Here is a 17,355-nt window from a genome sequence, read left to right on the forward strand (position 1 = left end):
GAACAATAGTTATGAGCGCTCTAATTGCAATGTTTTCTTTTTTTTATGTTTTATAAGGTAATCGCCGCCCCAAAGTCCTAACATGGTTAAAAAATAAATAATTCCGAAGGTCGTATATGTAGGCGCACCACCATTGGTTGGTGAAATAGGAAAAGACACCAAGGTTAAATTCACCATAGATTGTAATAGCAGTACACAGAGGCCACTTTTGGTATGGCTATAAATAAAGGCACACATACCGGCCACACCGAACATAAAAATAAAGGCTGAAACAATAGGTATTTCAGGCAATATTCCCTCACCCAATAGAATTACAGGAATAAACCACAAGGCCCAGAATACAGCAACAATCTGACCGGCATAAAATGGTTTTATATTTTTTGATAATTCGCGAATACAATAACTTACCCAAACCACTTCTCCAAGAAAAGCCCAAACAAAGAAAGCGATATAAGCCCTAAGCGTTGTGATTTTGATGGTAATAAACGTATCTACTTCAACATCATAATAAACACTTTTTAAGACTAAAGTTATAAGTGCTATAGTCGAGGGAAATATTAAACTTAAGAGATACCATTTTGGAGGCACTTTCCAAGTTAACATTGGTTTAAACAAATTAACGACGCCTTTGAGGCCTCGGGTGTAGAGCAACAAACAAATTAAAATAAATAAGAGGATACAAAACCGACCGGTATTATATATCGATGCTGAAATCAAGCCTTCTATTCTTGCCTGAACAAAGGGTACGTTTACCAAAGGGCAAAGCACTAAAAATATCCAAACTTCATATTTTTTTATAAAATCTCCCATACGTTATCTCCCATAATTATTGCTTCATAGTTTACAACCTGCAAATTCATTTTGCACCAAACAATTCGAAATCAAAAACTTAAATTCAAGTCAAACTCCGATAATGGAAGTTCAAAAAAAAGTTTAACAAATCAATATATTTCCTATGAAAAGCGAGAATTTAGGCTGAGTGACTAAGAATCAATTCGCAAGCAAACAATCTTCGCATTTTTCAATACCCCAAATCAATTCTAAGCTGAATTTTTGTTGCATTTAGATTAGCAAATCCAAAATCCTGTTGTACATCTTAGTTTAGCGCCTCGTAGTCTCAAGCGAAAGATTATCTTTGAGCCATATATGGATTCACTCACACAAATTGTTTTAGGAGCCGCTGTTGGCGAAGCTGTTTTAGGTAAAAAAGTTGGAAACAAAGCCTTGTTGTATGGTGCTATTGCGGGTACCATTCCAGATTTGGATGTTTTTGCGTCTCATTTCACCGATACGGTGACGGCCTTAGCCATTCATAGAGGCTTTACACATTCCATCTTATTTTCTGTGCTCTTTGCTCCCTTATTGGCTTGGTTGGTCTCTCGCTATGAAACTTATAAAGATTTTAAAGGTTGGGCTTGGCTCTTTTTTTGGGCTTTAATTACACACCCTCTTCTTGATGCGCACACCACTTGGGGCACACAGTTTTTCTGGCCTTTAGAATTGCGATTAGCCTTCAAAACCATTTTTGTGATAGACCCTTTATACACCTTACCTTTTTTAATATTTTTAATTCTAACCATGTTTCAAGGTCGAACCACAAAGAAAAGACGTCTTTATAATGGTTTAGGGCTTGGATTAAGTACGGCCTATTTAGCAGTCACCTTTATGTTGAAGGATGTGGCTCAGACCCAATTTAAAGCGGAATTAGACAAACAAAACATCAGTTATAAAGCGCTAGATACAAGACCATCCGCTTTAAATACCATTTTATGGAATGCCAACGTAGACACTGAAAATACCTACTTGCTAGGACGCTATTCATTTTTTGATACACAACCCATTCAATTTGAAGCCTACCCTAAAAATCATCAGCTGTTAGGCGATTTAATTCAGAATGAAAAAGTACAACGTATGATTGCCATTTCCGAAAGTTGGTATACCATAACCCGTGAAAATGAGCAGTTATATTTTAACGACTTACGCTTTGGTGTGTTAAGTATGGAACCGCAATCACAAGACTTTGTATTTAAATATTTAATTAGCACCGATGCCTCAGGAGAAGTGTTCTTTACGGAGCAGGAAAAAGCAACACGACAAGGTAAAAAACTCATTGCCGATTTATGGGAACGGCTTCAAGGGAATTAAGACAGCGCTTACTTACCACTAAACCACTTAAACTCATTGGTTCTTATAACATAACCAATCCTGATCATACTCTGTGATTGTTGGTAGTCTAAGAGGCCTTCCGCTTGCCCTACATACCACTCGAGCATGAGGTACTGATTAGAAATATTATTGTCAAAAGGATTAAAATAAATTCGTGTACGCACGGAACCTTTCCCTTCAAAATTAAGTCCTTTTCGTAATCTTAAATCAAAAATAAGTTTATCCGGTTGGTAAGTATGTGAAATATTAATTTGCCCTAAACCTACGTATTCTAATAGATCTGGGTTCCCTTCTTTATAAGCAAAAGGCAACCAAGCTTTAAACGTCGCAACGGTATTTTTAGCCACATTGGTGGTGTACTCTGCACTAATCCGGTTCCAGCTTCGCGAAGCAATACTATCTCTACCATTAGATTCATGCTCAAAAGATAAAGTCCCAATCCCTTTCAAGCGATTATCTTTTCCATAAAACGCCTTTCCTAAAGCGATAGACGGATTAAAATTAATATCGTTAAATGGAAAGGATTCAGCATAGATATTCCAAAATGACTTTTGGGTATAGGTTAAAAATAAATAGGTATCTAAAGGTAATTTACTTCGCGTTAAGATCTGCTTAAAACTAATTTGATATTTTGCATTTGCCGTTTCGCTATTAATGCCTCTATTGGTAGGCACACCTGTAATAAAGTAATTGTCCTTATGAATAGAAAAATAAGGTTGCTTGGCTATTGAGTCTTCCAAAGCTTCCTTGGTATAGGCCTGAGAAAACACCGATGTGCCTGCTAAAAGCATAAGAATTAAACTATAGGTGTTGCGAATTACTGGGTTAAAGATTGTTTTAAACATAGAAAAACGAATAAGATAAAAGGGTTGATTTCAGGTTACAAATTTGCGTAAATCTATTGAAGATGCTTAACTCATGTCGTGCTAATGTGAGTCTATTCCCTAAACTGAAAGGTCATTAGAAAGGCTATAGACCCATCATTTTTTCGTAATTATAGCAACGAAATATTGATTTGAGCACCTTTTCTATTTTTTCTTTAATTAACTTTAATAGCATATCATTATGCCATGGAGCTTTCAATATTATTGGTTTTTATCATTATCGGTTTAAGTATCATACTCTTTGTTACTGAACTTTTTCCTGTTGATAAAATTGCCTTTTTTATCATTGTTGCTTTGGCCCTTCTTCAACTCACAACACCAGAGGAAGCCATTAGCGGTTTTGCCAATCCGGCCACCGTAACTGTACTTTCTTTAATGATTTTAGCGGTAGGTCTTGAAGAAAATGGCGTTATCCAGTGGCTTTCTAATGGCATTAAAAAGTTAAGAGTCTTACCGCTCCTCTTGCTTACACCAGCCTTTATGATTATTTCCGCTAGTATTTCAGCCTTCATCAGCACGACAGCCGTGGTAATTATTTTTATAAAAATCATTAATAGATTATCCATTGCATATGGGTTTTCATCCTCACGTTTGTTAATGCCCATTTCATTTGCAGGAATTTTAGGCGGAAGTTGTACCTTAATGGGAACCTCAACAAATTTAATTGTCAATGCTATTGCTCAAGATCAAGGCGAAGTAGGGTTTCGTTTTTTCGAATTTTCAGGTTATGGTATTGTATTTTTCACCATTGGATTGGTGATTATGACCATCGCTACTCGTTTTCTCCCGAAAAACAAAAAAAGTAATTTATCCTCGGATTACGATATTGAATCTTACATGTTTACCATTAAAGTTAACGAAGATTCCCCATTTATTGGACAACAATTTGGAGCTATTGATTTTTTAAATGCTGAAGATTCTAGAGTTTTAAAACTAATTAGAGATGAACAAGTTATTAATGATCCCGGAAAATACATTGAATTGAAAGCTAATGACAATTTAGTTTTAATGAGTAATCTAGATAATTTTCAATCCTTTCTTAAAGAAAATGGATTTGTTTTAAATGAAAAACGTCAGAAGCAACATATTGAGAACTTTAATAGCGGCGACCAAGACCAAAAACAATCTGATGTCACTTATATTGAAACCCTGATCCTTCCTGGTTCTAATCTTATAGGAAAAACCTTAAAAGGTTTAAGACGAATTTCTTTTGAAGGGGCTTTCCCCATAGCCATTAAAAAACGTCGCAACTTAAGAAACACCAAAGAACGTCTACTACGTAAAGACATTGAAGACATCAATTTAAAACCCGGCGATCGGGTCTTGTTAGAAATGCAAGAACACAAAATATCTGACCTTTATCATATTGAAAATATTGCCATTTTAAATGAACATGATTTTAAACCTCAAGTCCCAAAATCTAAAACCATAACCGCTTTAATCATTTTAATTGCAGTAATAAGTTTAGCCGCCACAAGTGTGCTTTCTATCTTAACAGCCGCTTTAGCAGGCGTCGCCGCTATGTTATTAACGCACTGTATAAAACTAGAAAGTGTCTACCAGAAAGTGAATTGGCAAATTATAGTCTTATTAGCAGGTATGATTCCACTAGGAACCGCTATGACTAATAGTGGTGCCGATATTTGGCTCTCCGAACATTTATTAACATTAATGGACAATCAGAGCGCTACGGTGGTTTTAAGTTTAGTCTTTGGCGTTACAATTTTATTATCTGGAGTTATTTCTAACAATGCTACAGCTATTATAATGACGCCAATAGCTATTGCTGTTGCTAGTGGTTTAAATTTAGATATCAAACCTTTTTTACTCGCTGTAATGTTCGGTGCAAATTTTAGCTTTTTCACCCCGGTTGGCTACCAAACCAACACGCTTATTTACGGAACGGGCGCCTATAGGTTTAAGCACTTTTTGTATATCGGAGGCTTATTATCCTTTACCTTATGGCTGGTAGGCTCCTTAATGCTCTCTATAGACTTGTAATTTAAAACGGAATCAAAAAATACGAATCAAAAATTAAGAGGCATTTTTAAGCTTTTCGTTCTGTGCTTCATTAGCCAATTGACGTCGCATTTGCTTTACCGTTAAGGTGCTTCCATCATGACTCCAACCTGGAGGTCCAAAAACGTACATCCATTTATGGTACCAATTTTTAGATTTCTTCATATCCTCCCAAATGTTCTTGTATTCATGAGTTAAGATCACAAATATATTGTAAGAATTTGGAGGTGTAGACACACCATATTCAATGTCAATAGACTCATCAAGTTCTTTCCAAGTACCAAAAATTCGGTCAAAAACATTAAGAAACCCGCCATGGTTTTTATCCATATACTCCAAGTTTCTTGCATGATGTACTTGGTGCATAGTATGAGTATTCAAGATTTTTTCAATGAATCCCATTTTCTTAATATACTGGGTGTGCAGTTGAAATTGCCATAGCGCCTCAATCCCCAAACACACCACAAGCATTTCTGGCGGAAACCCAATCATCACAATCCATACATAAAACAAAGGCTTATAAAAAATAGTAAACCAACCATTACGCACTGCCGTACCTAAATTAAAATTATCTGAAGAATGGTGCACAATATGTGCTGCCCAAAAGAAACGCACCATGTGGTTTTGTCTATGAAACCAATAATAGGTGAAATCATCTAAGAGCATACAAATCACCCAAATATACCAAACATACCCAAAGGACTCGTATCCCATAATATTGGTACGCACGCCATTAACCATCGGATTAAAAAGGTCGTAAGCAAAATTAAAAATCACGACGATTGACACCGTTTTGATTAAGGCACCAAGTATGGCCGATCCCACACCAAGAGAAACACTAGAAATTAAATCTTTCCAATGGTATAGCGACTTATTATCATCTAAAACTTTACTGTATGAAAGCTCTAAGGCAATAAGACCTAAAAAACACGGAACTCCGTATACTAAAGGGTTAGTAATGTCCATTTATTCTATTTTTAAAAAAAGGCTGATTGGTTAATTTGTGTATGCATTAAGACCCTATAACGTAGTTTAATACCCCGTATTTAGCGTCTTTTGGTTATTTTAAGAGCGTGAATATACAGCATCATGCATAGAAATCCGAATTTTACACCTAGGTTTTCTTTAATTCTGAAATTCTTGATCTTTAATCGATACCTTAGAGTAAGTTAACCGCATTGACCTTTTATTATTTTATATCGGTGCCATTTTTAACACAATTTTCTTATTTAAAACCTCGCCCTTGTGGCTTCACTTTTCCTAATTCAACTTAAAAAACCTCTAAAATTGAGTCTTATTTCTGTTAAACTGCTTAAACGTTTTATCAGCTTTACATAGGCTTTATTTACAATATTAACCGAAATATTTGTAGGATTAACCTTAACCCTTCATTTCATGTTAAAAAATACTTAATTGGTCAACGGCTTACTTTGTTCGCCTCAGAGATTATTAACTTAGACCCTCACCGAAAACCCATAAACATGAAAAGTAAGTACCCTGTTTCACGACGCGATTTTATTAAATTATCAAGTATGGCAACTGCCGGAGCCATGTTTTTACCTTTCGATGTAAGTTTCTCTGATAAAGCACCCGCTGCAATGATGAGACCTTTTGGCCGAATGAAAAATAAAGTAACCACATTAGGTTTAGGCGGACAAGCCTCTATTCAATGGACGCCAGATGATGTAGATCCGGTAGCCATCATTGAAAAAGCTTTTGACTTAGGCATTAATTATTACGACACCTCTAATGTCTATGGTCCTAGTCAGATGTATTTCCATAAAGCTTTTGAGAATTTAAACCTTATACCAGGAAAACCCAATTACAACAAGAAATTAAGGGAATCCATTACCTTAACAAGTAAGACTTTAATGCGATGGGGAAAACCAGGTTGGAAAGAAATGGAAAATGTTAGAAATAAATCTAACGGCGAGGATGTAGAAACGGCTGCACAAGATATAAAACGAACCATGTCTCAAATATTTGGTGATGGCAAAGGCAATTACCCTGAAGGGTCTTATGTAGACATCTTTTTAGTACACAGTCTTACAACTATAGAAGAGGTTGATGTGCTTTACAAAGGTTTAGAAACACCACTTCATCCCGATGAAAATTGCGGTGCTCTAGCCGTTTTAAGAGATTACCGAGACGGCACCGACCTTACGGGAACCAACCCGAAAAATGAAAAATTAATAAAACATATTGGTTTTTCCGGACATAACAATCCTGAGGCCATGATAGACATGTTGCAACGTGACGATTATGGTTTATTAGATGCCTTATTAGTGTCTATGAATTCTAATGATCACCTGTATTTTAATATGCAACATAACGTTATTCCTCTGGCCAAAGCTAAAGGTTTAGGCGTTATAGGTATGAAAGTCTTTGGAGCAGGAACCATGTATAATGAAGTTCCTGGATTCTCTAGAGACCCTGACCAAATTTATAGAAAAGTAGGATCGCCAACCTTACCAAGTGATAAACTCATAGAATACGTCTTAACCTCTGAAGGCATTGATACCCTAATTATCGGAATTGGACAAATTGATGACGATCCGTTAAAGTGCCAACTGACTCAAAACTATTATGCTTCTCAAGTAAAACCAAACGCGATGTCCTTAGAAGAACGCAAAGCGATAGAAGTAAAAACAGCACAAGTCTCTGGTGGTCGTACCAATTTCTTTCAACTTGATAATGTGGGACTCACCCCACCTAGAGCGGTTAATCAAGTTGAGGTAGACGGCAAAACCAGACTGACATGGCAAACGGCTTATGCGGGTGCCAATCCGATTTCGCATTACGAAATTGTGAGTAACGGAACCGTTTTAGGTACCGTAAAACACCAACCCCAAGTATTAAAACGCCAACCCTTTGTATTTGAGAGCAGTCAGCTGAATCTCACTAATATCACCGTTAAAACCGTAGATTCTGAAGGGAATAAGGCCTAAATCTAAAATCGCTTAAGCCCAAATGGCCTAAGTAAAAAACAGCATAACATATGTCTAAATTAGCTTTGCTAAAACAATGGTTTAAAGACCATAAAGGAACGGTTACAGCCTTTTCTGGAGGTGTTGATTCCTCTCTAGTTTTGTATGTTTCAAAATTAGTGCTTGGGGATGCTGCTTTAGGCTTAATTTCAAATTCTGAAAGTCTAAAATCTAAGGATTTTAAAGTGGCCACGGATTTTTGTAAAACCCATCATATTCACTTAGAAGTCATTAAAACTTCAGAATTAGAAGACCCGAATTACACCGCGAATCCGGCTAACCGTTGTTTCTTTTGCAAAACCCATCTTTACGAAGCTATGGTAACTATAATTCAAGACCGTTATCCCGAGTATACCATTTTAAACGGTACTAATTATGATGATTTGGGGGATTACCGCCCTGGCTTAGAAGCGGCTAAAAATCATCAAATAAAATCGCCCTTAGCGGAACTGAATATTACCAAAGCAGAAGTTATTGAAATGGCCAAGGCCTTAGGTTTAGAAACAGCTTCTAAACCACCAAGTCCTTGTTTAAGTTCAAGGATTCCTTACGGTACAAGGGTTAATAATGAACGCCTAAAGCAGATTGAACACGCCGAATATGTTCTTAATCGCTTCGGTTTTCAAAATGTAAGAGTTCGTTATAAAGGCGAAGAAGCTTCCGTAGAAGTCCCTATAAACGAACTAGAAGCCTTAAAAAGTCAATTCAACCCCATTACAGAAGCCATCAAAGCCATCGGATTCTCTAAAGTGACTTTAGATGAAGAGGGATTTGTTTCTGGTAAACTAAATCGTGTATTAAATGAATAAAGCCTTTATCATTGATGAAGATAGAAAACGCCGATTAGGTTTTGAAGAAGTCATCTTCGGAGCCTCAAAAAGCGTGGCATTACTTTCAGATTTATTGAAAGATTATGTTGAAAAAAATAAAAATGTATTAATCACAAAACTACAAGCTGAGAAAGCCAAACACTTATTAGAAGACTTTAAAACGGCATTTTACGATGATGAGTCTGAGATTTTTATGCTCTCTCATCATGAAATTTCTGATGAGAGCCCAACGAGAATAGGAATTGTTTCCGCCGGAAGTTCAGACATCGGTGTAGCCAATGAAACTTATTATACCCTGGAATATATGGGTGTTAAATCGGAAGTTATACATGATGTCGGCGTAGCTGGCTTACAGCGATTGCTCGATCATTTAGAGCATCTAAAAACTTTCGATATTTTAATTGTTGTTGCAGGTTTTGAAGGCGCTTTACCTACAGTTGTAGGTGGACTTCTCCCCCAGCCTATTATTGCTGTACCAACTTCGGTCGGTTACGGCACTGCCAAAGCAGGAGAAACGGCGCTGCATGCCATGCTGACTAGTTGTGCCAATGGTATTACTGTGGTTAATATTGATAATGGTTATGGAGCCGCCATGAGTGCTTTTAGAATGTTAAATCTTATAGAAAAATGAAGACCATATATATAGAAGCCTTTTCGGGCCTCTCCGGAAATATGTTTTTGAGTGCGTTTAGTGAATTACTAGGCGATTACGACCAGTTATTGGACCTTCCAAACAAATTACATTTACCTGATGGTAAAATTGAAATTAAACAGGCCGATAAAAACGGAATTACCTGCCAATATGTGGAGGTAATTGATTTAAATGACCATCCGGATTCAGACTCAGACGCCACAACGCATAACGGTCATGACCATTCACACAGTCATGAGCATTCTCATGAGCACGATCACCATCATACGCATGAGCATTCTCACGAGCACTCTCATGAACATCATCATGGTGCACATCGGCATTTAAGAGATATTCAACGCATCATAGACCATGCGCATATCAGTGCTAACTCCAAAAAAATAGCACATGAGATATTCTTGATGATCGGTGAAGCGGAATCTAAAATTCACGATATGCCCTTAGAAACCATTCATTTTCATGAAATCAGTGGCGTCGATTCTATTATTGACATTGTGGGTAATGCCGTGCTTATAGACCAACTCAACATCTCCAAAGTCTATTGTACTCCGATTTGTACGGGGTTTGGAATTGTAAAAACACAACACGGTATGTTACCTGTACCTGCTCCGGCTACTGCCGAACTTTTAAAAGGGATGCCACTCTATCCTGGTAACGAAGAAGGTGAAAAAATTACACCAACAGGAGCCGCAATTTTGCGCTATTTAAATCCTGATTTTAAAACGAAGGCCTATACGCCATTAAAAACAGCCTATGGTCCTGGTAAAAAGGATTTTCATAACGCTAACGTTGTCCGAATTTCATTAATTGAAAATGACGTTGAGAAAGACAATTACTTACAATTAGAAGCTTCTATAGACGATATGTCTCCAGAATATCTCGGTAACGACTTTCAAGATGGTTTATTGGCCGTTGGAGCTGTAGATTTTAGTATAACCCAACAACTTATGAAGAAAGGCCGTTTTGCCTTCTTATTACGTGTCTTACTCCCTAAAGACGAATTAGAGGCGGTCTCTAATTATCTTTTTGATAACACGAGCACTATTGGACTTCGGTATTTTCCGATTCAAAGAATAGAGCTGCCTCGTGTCCAAGAAACAACGACTACCGAATTTGGTGATATTGCGATTAAAAAATCGACCACACCAACACAACATATAAAAGTAAAGCCAGAATTTGACGATGTGCAACGACTGGCTAAAGCAAACAACCAAACCGCTTATCAAGTTATAAGTAAACTTAATATTAACTCTTAAAACTCTCAAAACGATGAAAAAATCATTATCAATTTTAACGCTCGCTATCAGTTCTCAAATTTTATTAGCCCACCCAGGGTCGGATCATCATTCGCATAGCTCTTTTATTGGAGAATGGGCTTGGTTACTTATTCCGGCTATTGCTTTAGTAGGCTTGGTATGGAAATTTAGTGCCAATAAAACGGCATCAGAAAAAAGTAAAAAATAACCTTCGTTCATAAAAGTTAATAAAAGCCCTTAAAAATCTTAAGGGCTTTGCTTTTTTTAGGCTGAATTATAAGAATTTTCTAATGAATTAAAAATTTGGCTACAAAACCACTTAGTCTACTAGTATAGAATAAGATACCTTAAAAAAGGGTTCAAAATCATTTTAAAACGAATTCGGCTTTTTCGGCTATATCCCTAAGAAAATTCAACTTTAGCTATATTTTAACCCTGCTTTATATGTTATTCAACGGAATAATTATATTTTCGCCTTTCAAATTAAAATTTTTAACAGAAAGAACATATGAAAGATCTTATCGAAAACATCCAAAGCACAATTGAATCATTTCAAACTGATGCTAACTTACAATTAGAAAGCGGTAACAAAGCAGCTGGAACTAGAGCAAGAAAAGCTTCTTTAGCTTTAGAAAAGCAATTAAAAGAATTCCGTAAGGTTTCTGTTGCTGAATCAAAAAAATAAAAAAAATACACCTCCCCTTTAATTTTAAAGGGGAGGATTTTTTTATCCCCTTTCCTAGACTTTATCTTAAAAGTCCTGACTATAACTTGATGATTCTTTCAAAGTCTATAGTCCTTTAAAAATTCCTTTTTATTTCTTTATTTTATATCTTACTGTAAATAAGCCTATTGATTTTTATTACAAAATCACTTTAAAATTCTAGGGCATTTAATTAGGATTTGAATATAAATTATTTATATATTTGCACCCGCTTACCAAAATTGCGAGAGTAGCTCAGTTGGTAGAGCGTCAGCCTTCCAAGCTGAATGTCGCCGGTTCGAACCCGGTCTCTCGCTCTAAAGATTTCTTAGGAGATCTTATATAATTTGAAATATTGAATTCAAGTATTGGGGAGATACTCAAGCGGCCAACGAGGGCAGACTGTAAATCTGCTGACTACGTCTTCGCAGGTTCGAATCCTGCTCTCCCCACTATATTTACAAGCCGTTTACTTTAGTCAACCTGACTTTATTTATTTGAATAAAAATTTAATTTCGTAGGCACTAAAATAAAGCAAAACGGTTTTTATATTTTGAAACACCTTTAATTAAAGCAATTTAATTATAAAACGCGAGAGTAGCTCAGTTGGTAGAGCGTCAGCCTTCCAAGCTGAATGTCGCCGGTTCGAACCCGGTCTCTCGCTCTAAAGCAAAAAGACTTCATAATAATTATGAAGTCTTTTTTTTTGCTTTATACTACGTTATAAACTAGGCGTATTTAAAAGGCACTTCGCTATCTACCTCATCAAAATTACGTTGAGATACTAATTTGTTCTCTAATGGCTCGTAGATTTCAGATTTCATATTGCTACCATTAAATTTAGAGGTCCAATACACCAATTTTCGTAGGTTAAGATTCCTAAAGTCTTCGGATACTTTTTCAGAAAATTCACAACCACTAATACTTAATACGTCTAGCTGTGTTAATGAAGCCAATTCTACCGGCAAAACCACTTGTTTAAAATTATTTATTCCTAAAACACGTAGATTTTTTAGATTCGCAATCCAAGTTGGTATTTTTTCCTCTCTGTTATGTGCGCTGATAAAAAGTGTTTCTAAATTTAATTTAGAAATCGATTCAGGATATGCGCCTCCATTTTCATCCAAGCCTTCTAACCAAAGGTGTTTTAGAGAACTCCAACGCGATATGGCTTCAATACTTTCATCGTTAATCTGATCACAATGTATTAGTTTTACGGCTTCAATAATGTCTACGTTTAAATTATCTATGGTTTTAAGCGCGACACTCTGCATTCTAAATTTCTTAAGCTGAGGCAATGTTACCGCAGGAAAAGCATCAAAACCTTTGGCTTCAAATATCCCTAAAAATTCAAGGTTTGGTGTCTGGCTTAATAAACGTTCTAAAGCTTCGGTAGTTCCGTTATAATCATCAATTCTTAATACTTTTAAATTGGTGTGTTTAAAAGCCGTTAATGCATTGTTATGTTCTGGATTGGCTTTTTTGAATGTGATGTTAAGCTCTTTTAAATTCACGAAGTTTTTAAGTAAACTACCTAACTGACTCACATCACTGGTAAAATCAAACGATTCAATTTTTTCTGGATGCCTAAAGGTTTCAAAATTTAAAACATTATTGACGTCATTATTTCTATGTCCAAGATTAAATTTAGCCGCGCTAATTACTGCATAAAATTCCTGTAAGTTAAGAATTGGTGTAGCATTAATTTCCATATTAAACACATCAAACGGTTCTGTTCCTGCTTTTATGCCTTTAATTTCAGAAATAGTCAAATTGGTAATCTTCTTTGGCAAGCAATCGGTATTTACTACTAAGGCACTCGCATTTTTAATGGTCAGGTTTTCTAACTGTGCTATTTTTGAAAACACATTTGGAAAAACTCTAACCGCTAATTTTATATCTTTAGTATGCCACTCTTTAAATCTGTATAATTCGACATTTTTAAGTTCTGTACATTGCTCAACCCCTTCAAAAAGCCAATCTAATTTATGCTCTAATTTGTAATTAAGCGTTGTTAAATTTTTGAATGCTGCTAATGATGTTTTATGTGAGGTTTCTGGTGCTTCACAATCTACTGTTATCGTCTTTAAATTAGGGAAAAATGAAGCATTGTCTAACACAAAATGAAGTAGTTTGGGCGAATCTATTTCTATAGACTCTCGCAGACTCACCTCTGTCATTGGTGCAATATTTATATAGCTATTGCCAATTTTGGTCACTAATTTAGGTCTAGACGCATCACCAAAAAACAAGGTAGCGGATATGGAATCTATTTTAGGGGCATTAAGCTCAAAAAGTTCTAATTTTGGTAAATCTTCAAATCCATTTGGTAAGTTATCTATGCTTTTAGATAAAACCTGAAACTTTTTTAGTTCCTTTAAATGGCTCACATCTTTAGGTAACGCTGTTAATTCATTTAAGTAAAACAATTCTATACGCTTTAAAGATGCAGGAAACACGACTTGAGATAGGTCTTGCACGCCTACATAACGTAGTTTGAATACCTTTAGTTTCGTAAGATTTGTAAGCCAATTAAAATCAGTTAAATTCATATTAGGAATAATCTTTCCAATCCAATAATCACCTTCAATACGTATTTTTTTTAAGGCTGTTAGCTGAGACATTGTACTTGGAAACCTTTTTAAACAAGGCGCAACAAGCTTTAGTTGTTTTAAATTTGATAAATTACCAAAATCCTCTGGTAGTTGTTCATAATCACCTTCTAGATCTAATTCTTCTAAAGACGTTAATTTTGATATCTCATTAAGAATACTATCATATTTATTACCTTGTCCTTTTAGATGAATTTCTAAACTTTTTACGCCGTTAAATCGTCTTAATATATGTGGATGTTCTAACAAGCGATCTAAAAAATCTGTCGAAGAATGAAAAAGCCATAGTTTTGATCCTCCACCAATTAGGTTATGTAGTTTAAGAAGATCTAAGTCTTCAGATAGCAATCCATATTCTAAAATAGAAATCATTCTGGCTACACGCTTTCCTTTTTGTGTTATTTTTTTTCGACTTTTAAAAGCTATTTGTAAAGCTTCTGGGGCTTGTTTTTTTATGATGTTAGCACACTCTGTTCTATTTTTTTTATTAGATGTTGCTTTTGCAATCACAAAAATTTCATAATAAAAATCCTCAGGAAAGTTTTTATACTTTTTAATGTCTTCATAATACTCATCCATTGTATAAAACTTGAAAACAGGTGTTTCTGTTGGCTTTGTCATAGTAATCGTTAATTTTTTGGGTATAAATTTCTTTTGAAAAAAGGGTTTTAGATTGCGGTACGTTGTGCTTAAATTTCTTTAGCAGTAGAGATTGTATTTTTCATATCTGTTATCAAAATCCTCTTTTAATATTTTATTTCCAGCTAATGCGTAAAATTTAGACGATTTCATATTGTTTCCATTAAATTTTGAATACCTGTAAATCAAATCATCTAAATTCAAATTCTTAAATTTATCAGACACTTGTTCTGTAAAATCACAGCCTCTAATGCTCATTATTTTTAACTGGGTTAATTCGGCTAATTCTTCTGGTAATGGACAACGATAAAACTGCTCTATTCCTAGAACTCGTAAGGATTTCATTTTCCCTATCCATTTTGGTATTTGTCTTTTAGTTAAAAACCCATCAATAAAAAAGGTATCTAAATTTAAGTCTGCAATGGTCTCCGGGTAGGTTTCAAGATCTCTACTAATGCTTTCTAACCAAAGGAATTTAAGCGTTTTCCAATGCGATGCCGTAACCATAGCATCGTAACCAAAATTGTCACACGATAAAACTTTAAAAAGTTCTATGTTGGGCACTGTTAAGTTTTCTATAGACTGTATATCATCGCTATAAAATAATTTAAGTGTTTTTAGTTTGTTTAAAGTAACTTTAGGTAAGTCTGCAAGACCTACACACTCGTAAATTTCTAAAAATTCTAGATGAGGCGTATGCTCTAATAATAACTTAATAACACTAGTGTCACCATTAAAATTTTTAATGGTTAAGTTTTTTAAATTATGGTGCGTATAGGCGGTTAAACCATTGTTTTGTTCGGCATTATCTTTATTAAAATCAATGGTTAGTGATTGTAAATTACAAAGTGTTTTTAATGCCTTATCTAAGTCTTTTACATTACTATTAAATATAAAATCTTTAAAGCTTTCAGGGTCTTTAAAATTATCAAAATCTAAAGTCTCATTTTTAACACTGTTTACATCGTCTAACGTAATTTTTTTAGCACGTATTACCGAATAAAATTTTTGCAATGCGGTAATAGGTGTACCTGCTACTTTTATATGATTTACCTCAAAACCTTCAACACCTGGCTCAATGACTTTTATATCTGTAATGGTAAGACTGTCTGTCTTTATAGGTAAATAATCTGTATTTAAAACTAGTGCTTTTGCACTTTGTAGGCGTAAGGTTTGTAAATGCTTTACTCTAGAAAACTCTTGAGGGAAATTAGTAACGTCAGCGTTCGTTATTTCAGCATCAGCTCCATTATATAAACCATAAATAAAAACGTCTTCTAGCTTTTTACATTCGTGAATATCCTCTAAAACCCATTCTAAATGATGCGCTAACTTATACTTAAGGTTTTTAAGTTTTTTAAATGCAGAAAACGTATGTGTACTTCTTCTTTGTGGTGCTTCACAAGTGATTTCTATCTCTTTTAAATTAGTAAAAGACAAGGCATTATCTAATACAAAACTAAGAAGCTCTGGATGGGTGAAAACGATTCTTTTTAGCTTAGTTACAGGTGTTTCACCATAAGGCATAAACTCAGTATACAAACCTAGTAAACGTTTAATATTTGGTCCAAAAATAAAAGATGCAGGAACTTCCTTTAATTTAGATAAATGAATAACTTCTAAAACCTCTAAGGTTTTAAATTCACTCACAGATGCAGGAAAGTGTTCTAGCTCCCTCATACCACTTAGCCTTAATTTTTTCAATTTTGGCAAGTGACCAAGTGTTTCTGGTAAAGCGGTTATATTTTCTAGCCTAAAAAACTCTAATTTTTTTAAACTTGCTGGTAGCTCTACATCAGAGAGGTCTTGTACCGTAAAAGAACCTATTTTTAAATGCTTTAAACTTGTCAATTCTTTAAGCCAAGTAAAGTTAACTATGTTAGGGTTAGGCTCGTCTTCACCATAAGGAAAACTCCCCCTAAACTCCAACTTTTTAAGTGCTTTTAACTTGGTTATTCCTACGGGAATCCATACCAAGTTAGGTGCTGTTAGAATAAACTCTTTTAAGTTAACTAATCGCTCTAGTTCTTCTGGTATGTATTTATAATCAATTTCAAGCTCAAGTTTTTCTAATGAGGTAAGTTGCGTTATGTTGTTTACAACGCTACTAAAACCTTCTTTCTGTCTAGAGGTGCTAATTGTTAATTCTTTAATACCATTAAACTGACTTAAAAGACGTGGTGTGTCTATAAAAAGTTGAACCACTTCTTTTTTTGAATATGTAATGGAAAGTGATAAACGCTTACAAACAAGTGTGTATAGTTTACAAAGGTCTAAGTCTTCTGAGAGTACGCCATACTCTAATATAGCAATAAGCTTCTTGTCAAAAGAAGAAGAATCTTCTATTAACGTTATTTTTTTTCGACTTTTAAATGCTAATTGTAAAGCTTCTGGCGCCTGTTTTTTTATGATATTGGCACATTCGGTTCTAATCTGCTTGTTTTTAGTAGATTTAGCAAGTACAAAAATCTCGTAGTAAAAATCTTCAGGGTAATTTTCACATCCTTTAATTTTTTCAAAAGATGTTTCGTCTTCATAAAAGTTGAAACCAAGTTCGTGTGTAGCAAATATCATAAGGCAGTTTAATTTTGGTTTTACAAACCTATT

General features: G+C 35.0%; 13 protein-coding genes and 3 tRNA genes. 11 read left to right on the forward strand and 5 right to left on the reverse strand.

Annotated elements, in window-relative coordinates:
* Window positions 1-9 precede the first annotated feature (9 nt).
* Window positions 10-603, reverse strand: a complete 594-nt coding sequence (locus ACFQ13_RS05585; RefSeq protein WP_386114978.1) for a hypothetical protein — start codon at window positions 601-603, stop codon at window positions 10-12.
* A gap of 543 nt (window positions 604-1,146) precedes the next feature.
* Between ACFQ13_RS05585 and ACFQ13_RS05590 the strand changes: the two genes are divergently transcribed.
* A complete protein-coding gene (locus ACFQ13_RS05590) occupies window positions 1,147-2,145 on the forward strand; it encodes a metal-dependent hydrolase (protein WP_386114981.1) in 999 nt (332 codons plus the stop codon).
* Window positions 2,146-2,153: 8 nt separating this feature from the next.
* On the opposite strand, the gene ACFQ13_RS05595 is transcribed toward ACFQ13_RS05590, so the two are convergent.
* The gene (locus ACFQ13_RS05595) at window positions 2,154-3,011 is read right to left on the reverse strand and encodes a phospholipase A (protein WP_386114983.1); all 858 of its coding nucleotides are present in this window, start codon (window positions 3,009-3,011) and stop codon (window positions 2,154-2,156) included.
* A 225-nt stretch (window positions 3,012-3,236) separates the two neighbouring features.
* On the opposite strand from ACFQ13_RS05595, the gene ACFQ13_RS05600 reads away from it, so the two are divergent.
* Window positions 3,237-5,051 (forward strand): SLC13 family permease, encoded by a 1,815-nt coding sequence (locus ACFQ13_RS05600; protein WP_386114986.1) that lies wholly within the window; start codon window positions 3,237-3,239, stop codon window positions 5,049-5,051.
* A gap of 33 nt (window positions 5,052-5,084) precedes the next feature.
* Here ACFQ13_RS05600 and ACFQ13_RS05605 read toward each other — a convergent pair whose 3' ends face one another.
* Entirely contained in the window at window positions 5,085-6,035 is a 951-nt protein-coding gene (locus tag ACFQ13_RS05605) for a sterol desaturase family protein (protein WP_386114989.1), read from the reverse strand.
* Window positions 6,036-6,550: 515 nt separating this feature from the next.
* Between ACFQ13_RS05605 and ACFQ13_RS05610 the strand changes: the two genes are divergently transcribed.
* From ACFQ13_RS05610 to ACFQ13_RS05650, 9 genes are all read left to right on the forward strand, one after another.
* Window positions 6,551-8,017, forward strand: a complete 1,467-nt coding sequence (locus tag ACFQ13_RS05610) for an aldo/keto reductase (protein WP_386114992.1) — start codon at window positions 6,551-6,553, stop codon at window positions 8,015-8,017.
* A gap of 50 nt (window positions 8,018-8,067) precedes the next feature.
* Window positions 8,068-8,865, forward strand: a complete 798-nt coding sequence (gene larE, locus ACFQ13_RS05615; RefSeq protein ID WP_386114994.1) for an ATP-dependent sacrificial sulfur transferase LarE — start codon at window positions 8,068-8,070, stop codon at window positions 8,863-8,865.
* The gene (larB, locus tag ACFQ13_RS05620) at window positions 8,858-9,517 is read left to right on the forward strand and encodes a nickel pincer cofactor biosynthesis protein LarB (protein WP_386114997.1); all 660 of its coding nucleotides are present in this window, start codon (window positions 8,858-8,860) and stop codon (window positions 9,515-9,517) included. The genes larE and larB overlap by 8 nt, the downstream gene beginning before the upstream one ends.
* Entirely contained in the window at window positions 9,514-10,794 is a 1,281-nt protein-coding gene (gene larC / locus ACFQ13_RS05625; protein WP_386115000.1) for a nickel pincer cofactor biosynthesis protein LarC, read from the forward strand. Before larB ends, larC begins: the two co-directional genes overlap by 4 nt.
* A 13-nt stretch (window positions 10,795-10,807) precedes the next feature.
* Window positions 10,808-11,002, forward strand: a complete 195-nt coding sequence (locus ACFQ13_RS05630) for a hypothetical protein (RefSeq protein WP_386115003.1) — start codon at window positions 10,808-10,810, stop codon at window positions 11,000-11,002.
* A gap of 300 nt (window positions 11,003-11,302) precedes the next feature.
* Complete coding sequence (locus ACFQ13_RS05635; protein WP_114309175.1) at window positions 11,303-11,479, forward strand: histone H1; 177 nt, start codon at window positions 11,303-11,305, stop codon at window positions 11,477-11,479.
* A 262-nt stretch (window positions 11,480-11,741) separates the two neighbouring features.
* Window positions 11,742-11,814: transfer RNA gene (locus ACFQ13_RS05640), tRNA-Gly, on the forward strand.
* A 53-nt stretch (window positions 11,815-11,867) separates the two neighbouring features.
* Window positions 11,868-11,949, forward strand: a tRNA-Tyr gene (locus ACFQ13_RS05645).
* Between the two features lie 139 nt (window positions 11,950-12,088).
* Window positions 12,089-12,161, forward strand: a tRNA-Gly gene (locus tag ACFQ13_RS05650).
* Window positions 12,162-12,225: 64 nt separating this feature from the next.
* Here ACFQ13_RS05650 and ACFQ13_RS05655 read toward each other — a convergent pair.
* Together ACFQ13_RS05655 and ACFQ13_RS05660 are read right to left on the reverse strand one after the other, a co-directional pair.
* Entirely contained in the window at window positions 12,226-14,730 is a 2,505-nt protein-coding gene (locus tag ACFQ13_RS05655) for a hypothetical protein (RefSeq protein ID WP_386115006.1), read from the reverse strand.
* A gap of 78 nt (window positions 14,731-14,808) precedes the next feature.
* Window positions 14,809-17,322, reverse strand: coding sequence for a leucine-rich repeat domain-containing protein (locus ACFQ13_RS05660; protein ID WP_386115008.1), 2,514 nt, complete (start codon window positions 17,320-17,322; stop codon window positions 14,809-14,811).
* Window positions 17,323-17,355 lie beyond the last annotated feature (33 nt).

Origin of the sequence: Winogradskyella rapida, from assembly GCF_042675845.1 — a bacterium.
In the GTDB taxonomy this organism is placed as follows: domain Bacteria; phylum Bacteroidota; class Bacteroidia; order Flavobacteriales; family Flavobacteriaceae; genus Winogradskyella; species Winogradskyella rapida.

Excerpts from the sequence above, each read along its gene's own strand:
- ACFQ13_RS05585 (WP_386114978.1), bottom strand. The coding sequence starts at position 603 with ATGTTAACTTGGAAAGTGCCTCCAAAATGGTATCTCTTAAGTTTAATA.
- ACFQ13_RS05590 (WP_386114981.1), top strand. The coding sequence starts at position 1,147 with ATGGATTCACTCACACAAATTGTTTTAGGAGCCGCTGTTGGCGAAGCT.
- ACFQ13_RS05595 (WP_386114983.1), bottom strand. The coding sequence starts at position 3,011 with ATGTTTAAAACAATCTTTAACCCAGTAATTCGCAACACCTATAGTTTA.
- ACFQ13_RS05600 (WP_386114986.1), top strand. The coding sequence starts at position 3,237 with ATGGAGCTTTCAATATTATTGGTTTTTATCATTATCGGTTTAAGTATC.
- ACFQ13_RS05605 (WP_386114989.1), bottom strand. The coding sequence starts at position 6,035 with ATGGACATTACTAACCCTTTAGTATACGGAGTTCCGTGTTTTTTAGGT.
- ACFQ13_RS05610 (WP_386114992.1), top strand. The coding sequence starts at position 6,551 with ATGAAAAGTAAGTACCCTGTTTCACGACGCGATTTTATTAAATTATCA.
- larE (WP_386114994.1), top strand. The coding sequence starts at position 8,068 with ATGTCTAAATTAGCTTTGCTAAAACAATGGTTTAAAGACCATAAAGGA.
- larB (WP_386114997.1), top strand. The coding sequence starts at position 8,858 with ATGAATAAAGCCTTTATCATTGATGAAGATAGAAAACGCCGATTAGGT.
- larC (WP_386115000.1), top strand. The coding sequence starts at position 9,514 with ATGAAGACCATATATATAGAAGCCTTTTCGGGCCTCTCCGGAAATATG.
- ACFQ13_RS05630 (WP_386115003.1), top strand. The coding sequence starts at position 10,808 with ATGAAAAAATCATTATCAATTTTAACGCTCGCTATCAGTTCTCAAATT.
- ACFQ13_RS05635 (WP_114309175.1), top strand. The coding sequence starts at position 11,303 with ATGAAAGATCTTATCGAAAACATCCAAAGCACAATTGAATCATTTCAA.
- ACFQ13_RS05655 (WP_386115006.1), bottom strand. The coding sequence starts at position 14,730 with ATGACAAAGCCAACAGAAACACCTGTTTTCAAGTTTTATACAATGGAT.
- ACFQ13_RS05660 (WP_386115008.1), bottom strand. The coding sequence starts at position 17,322 with ATGATATTTGCTACACACGAACTTGGTTTCAACTTTTATGAAGACGAA.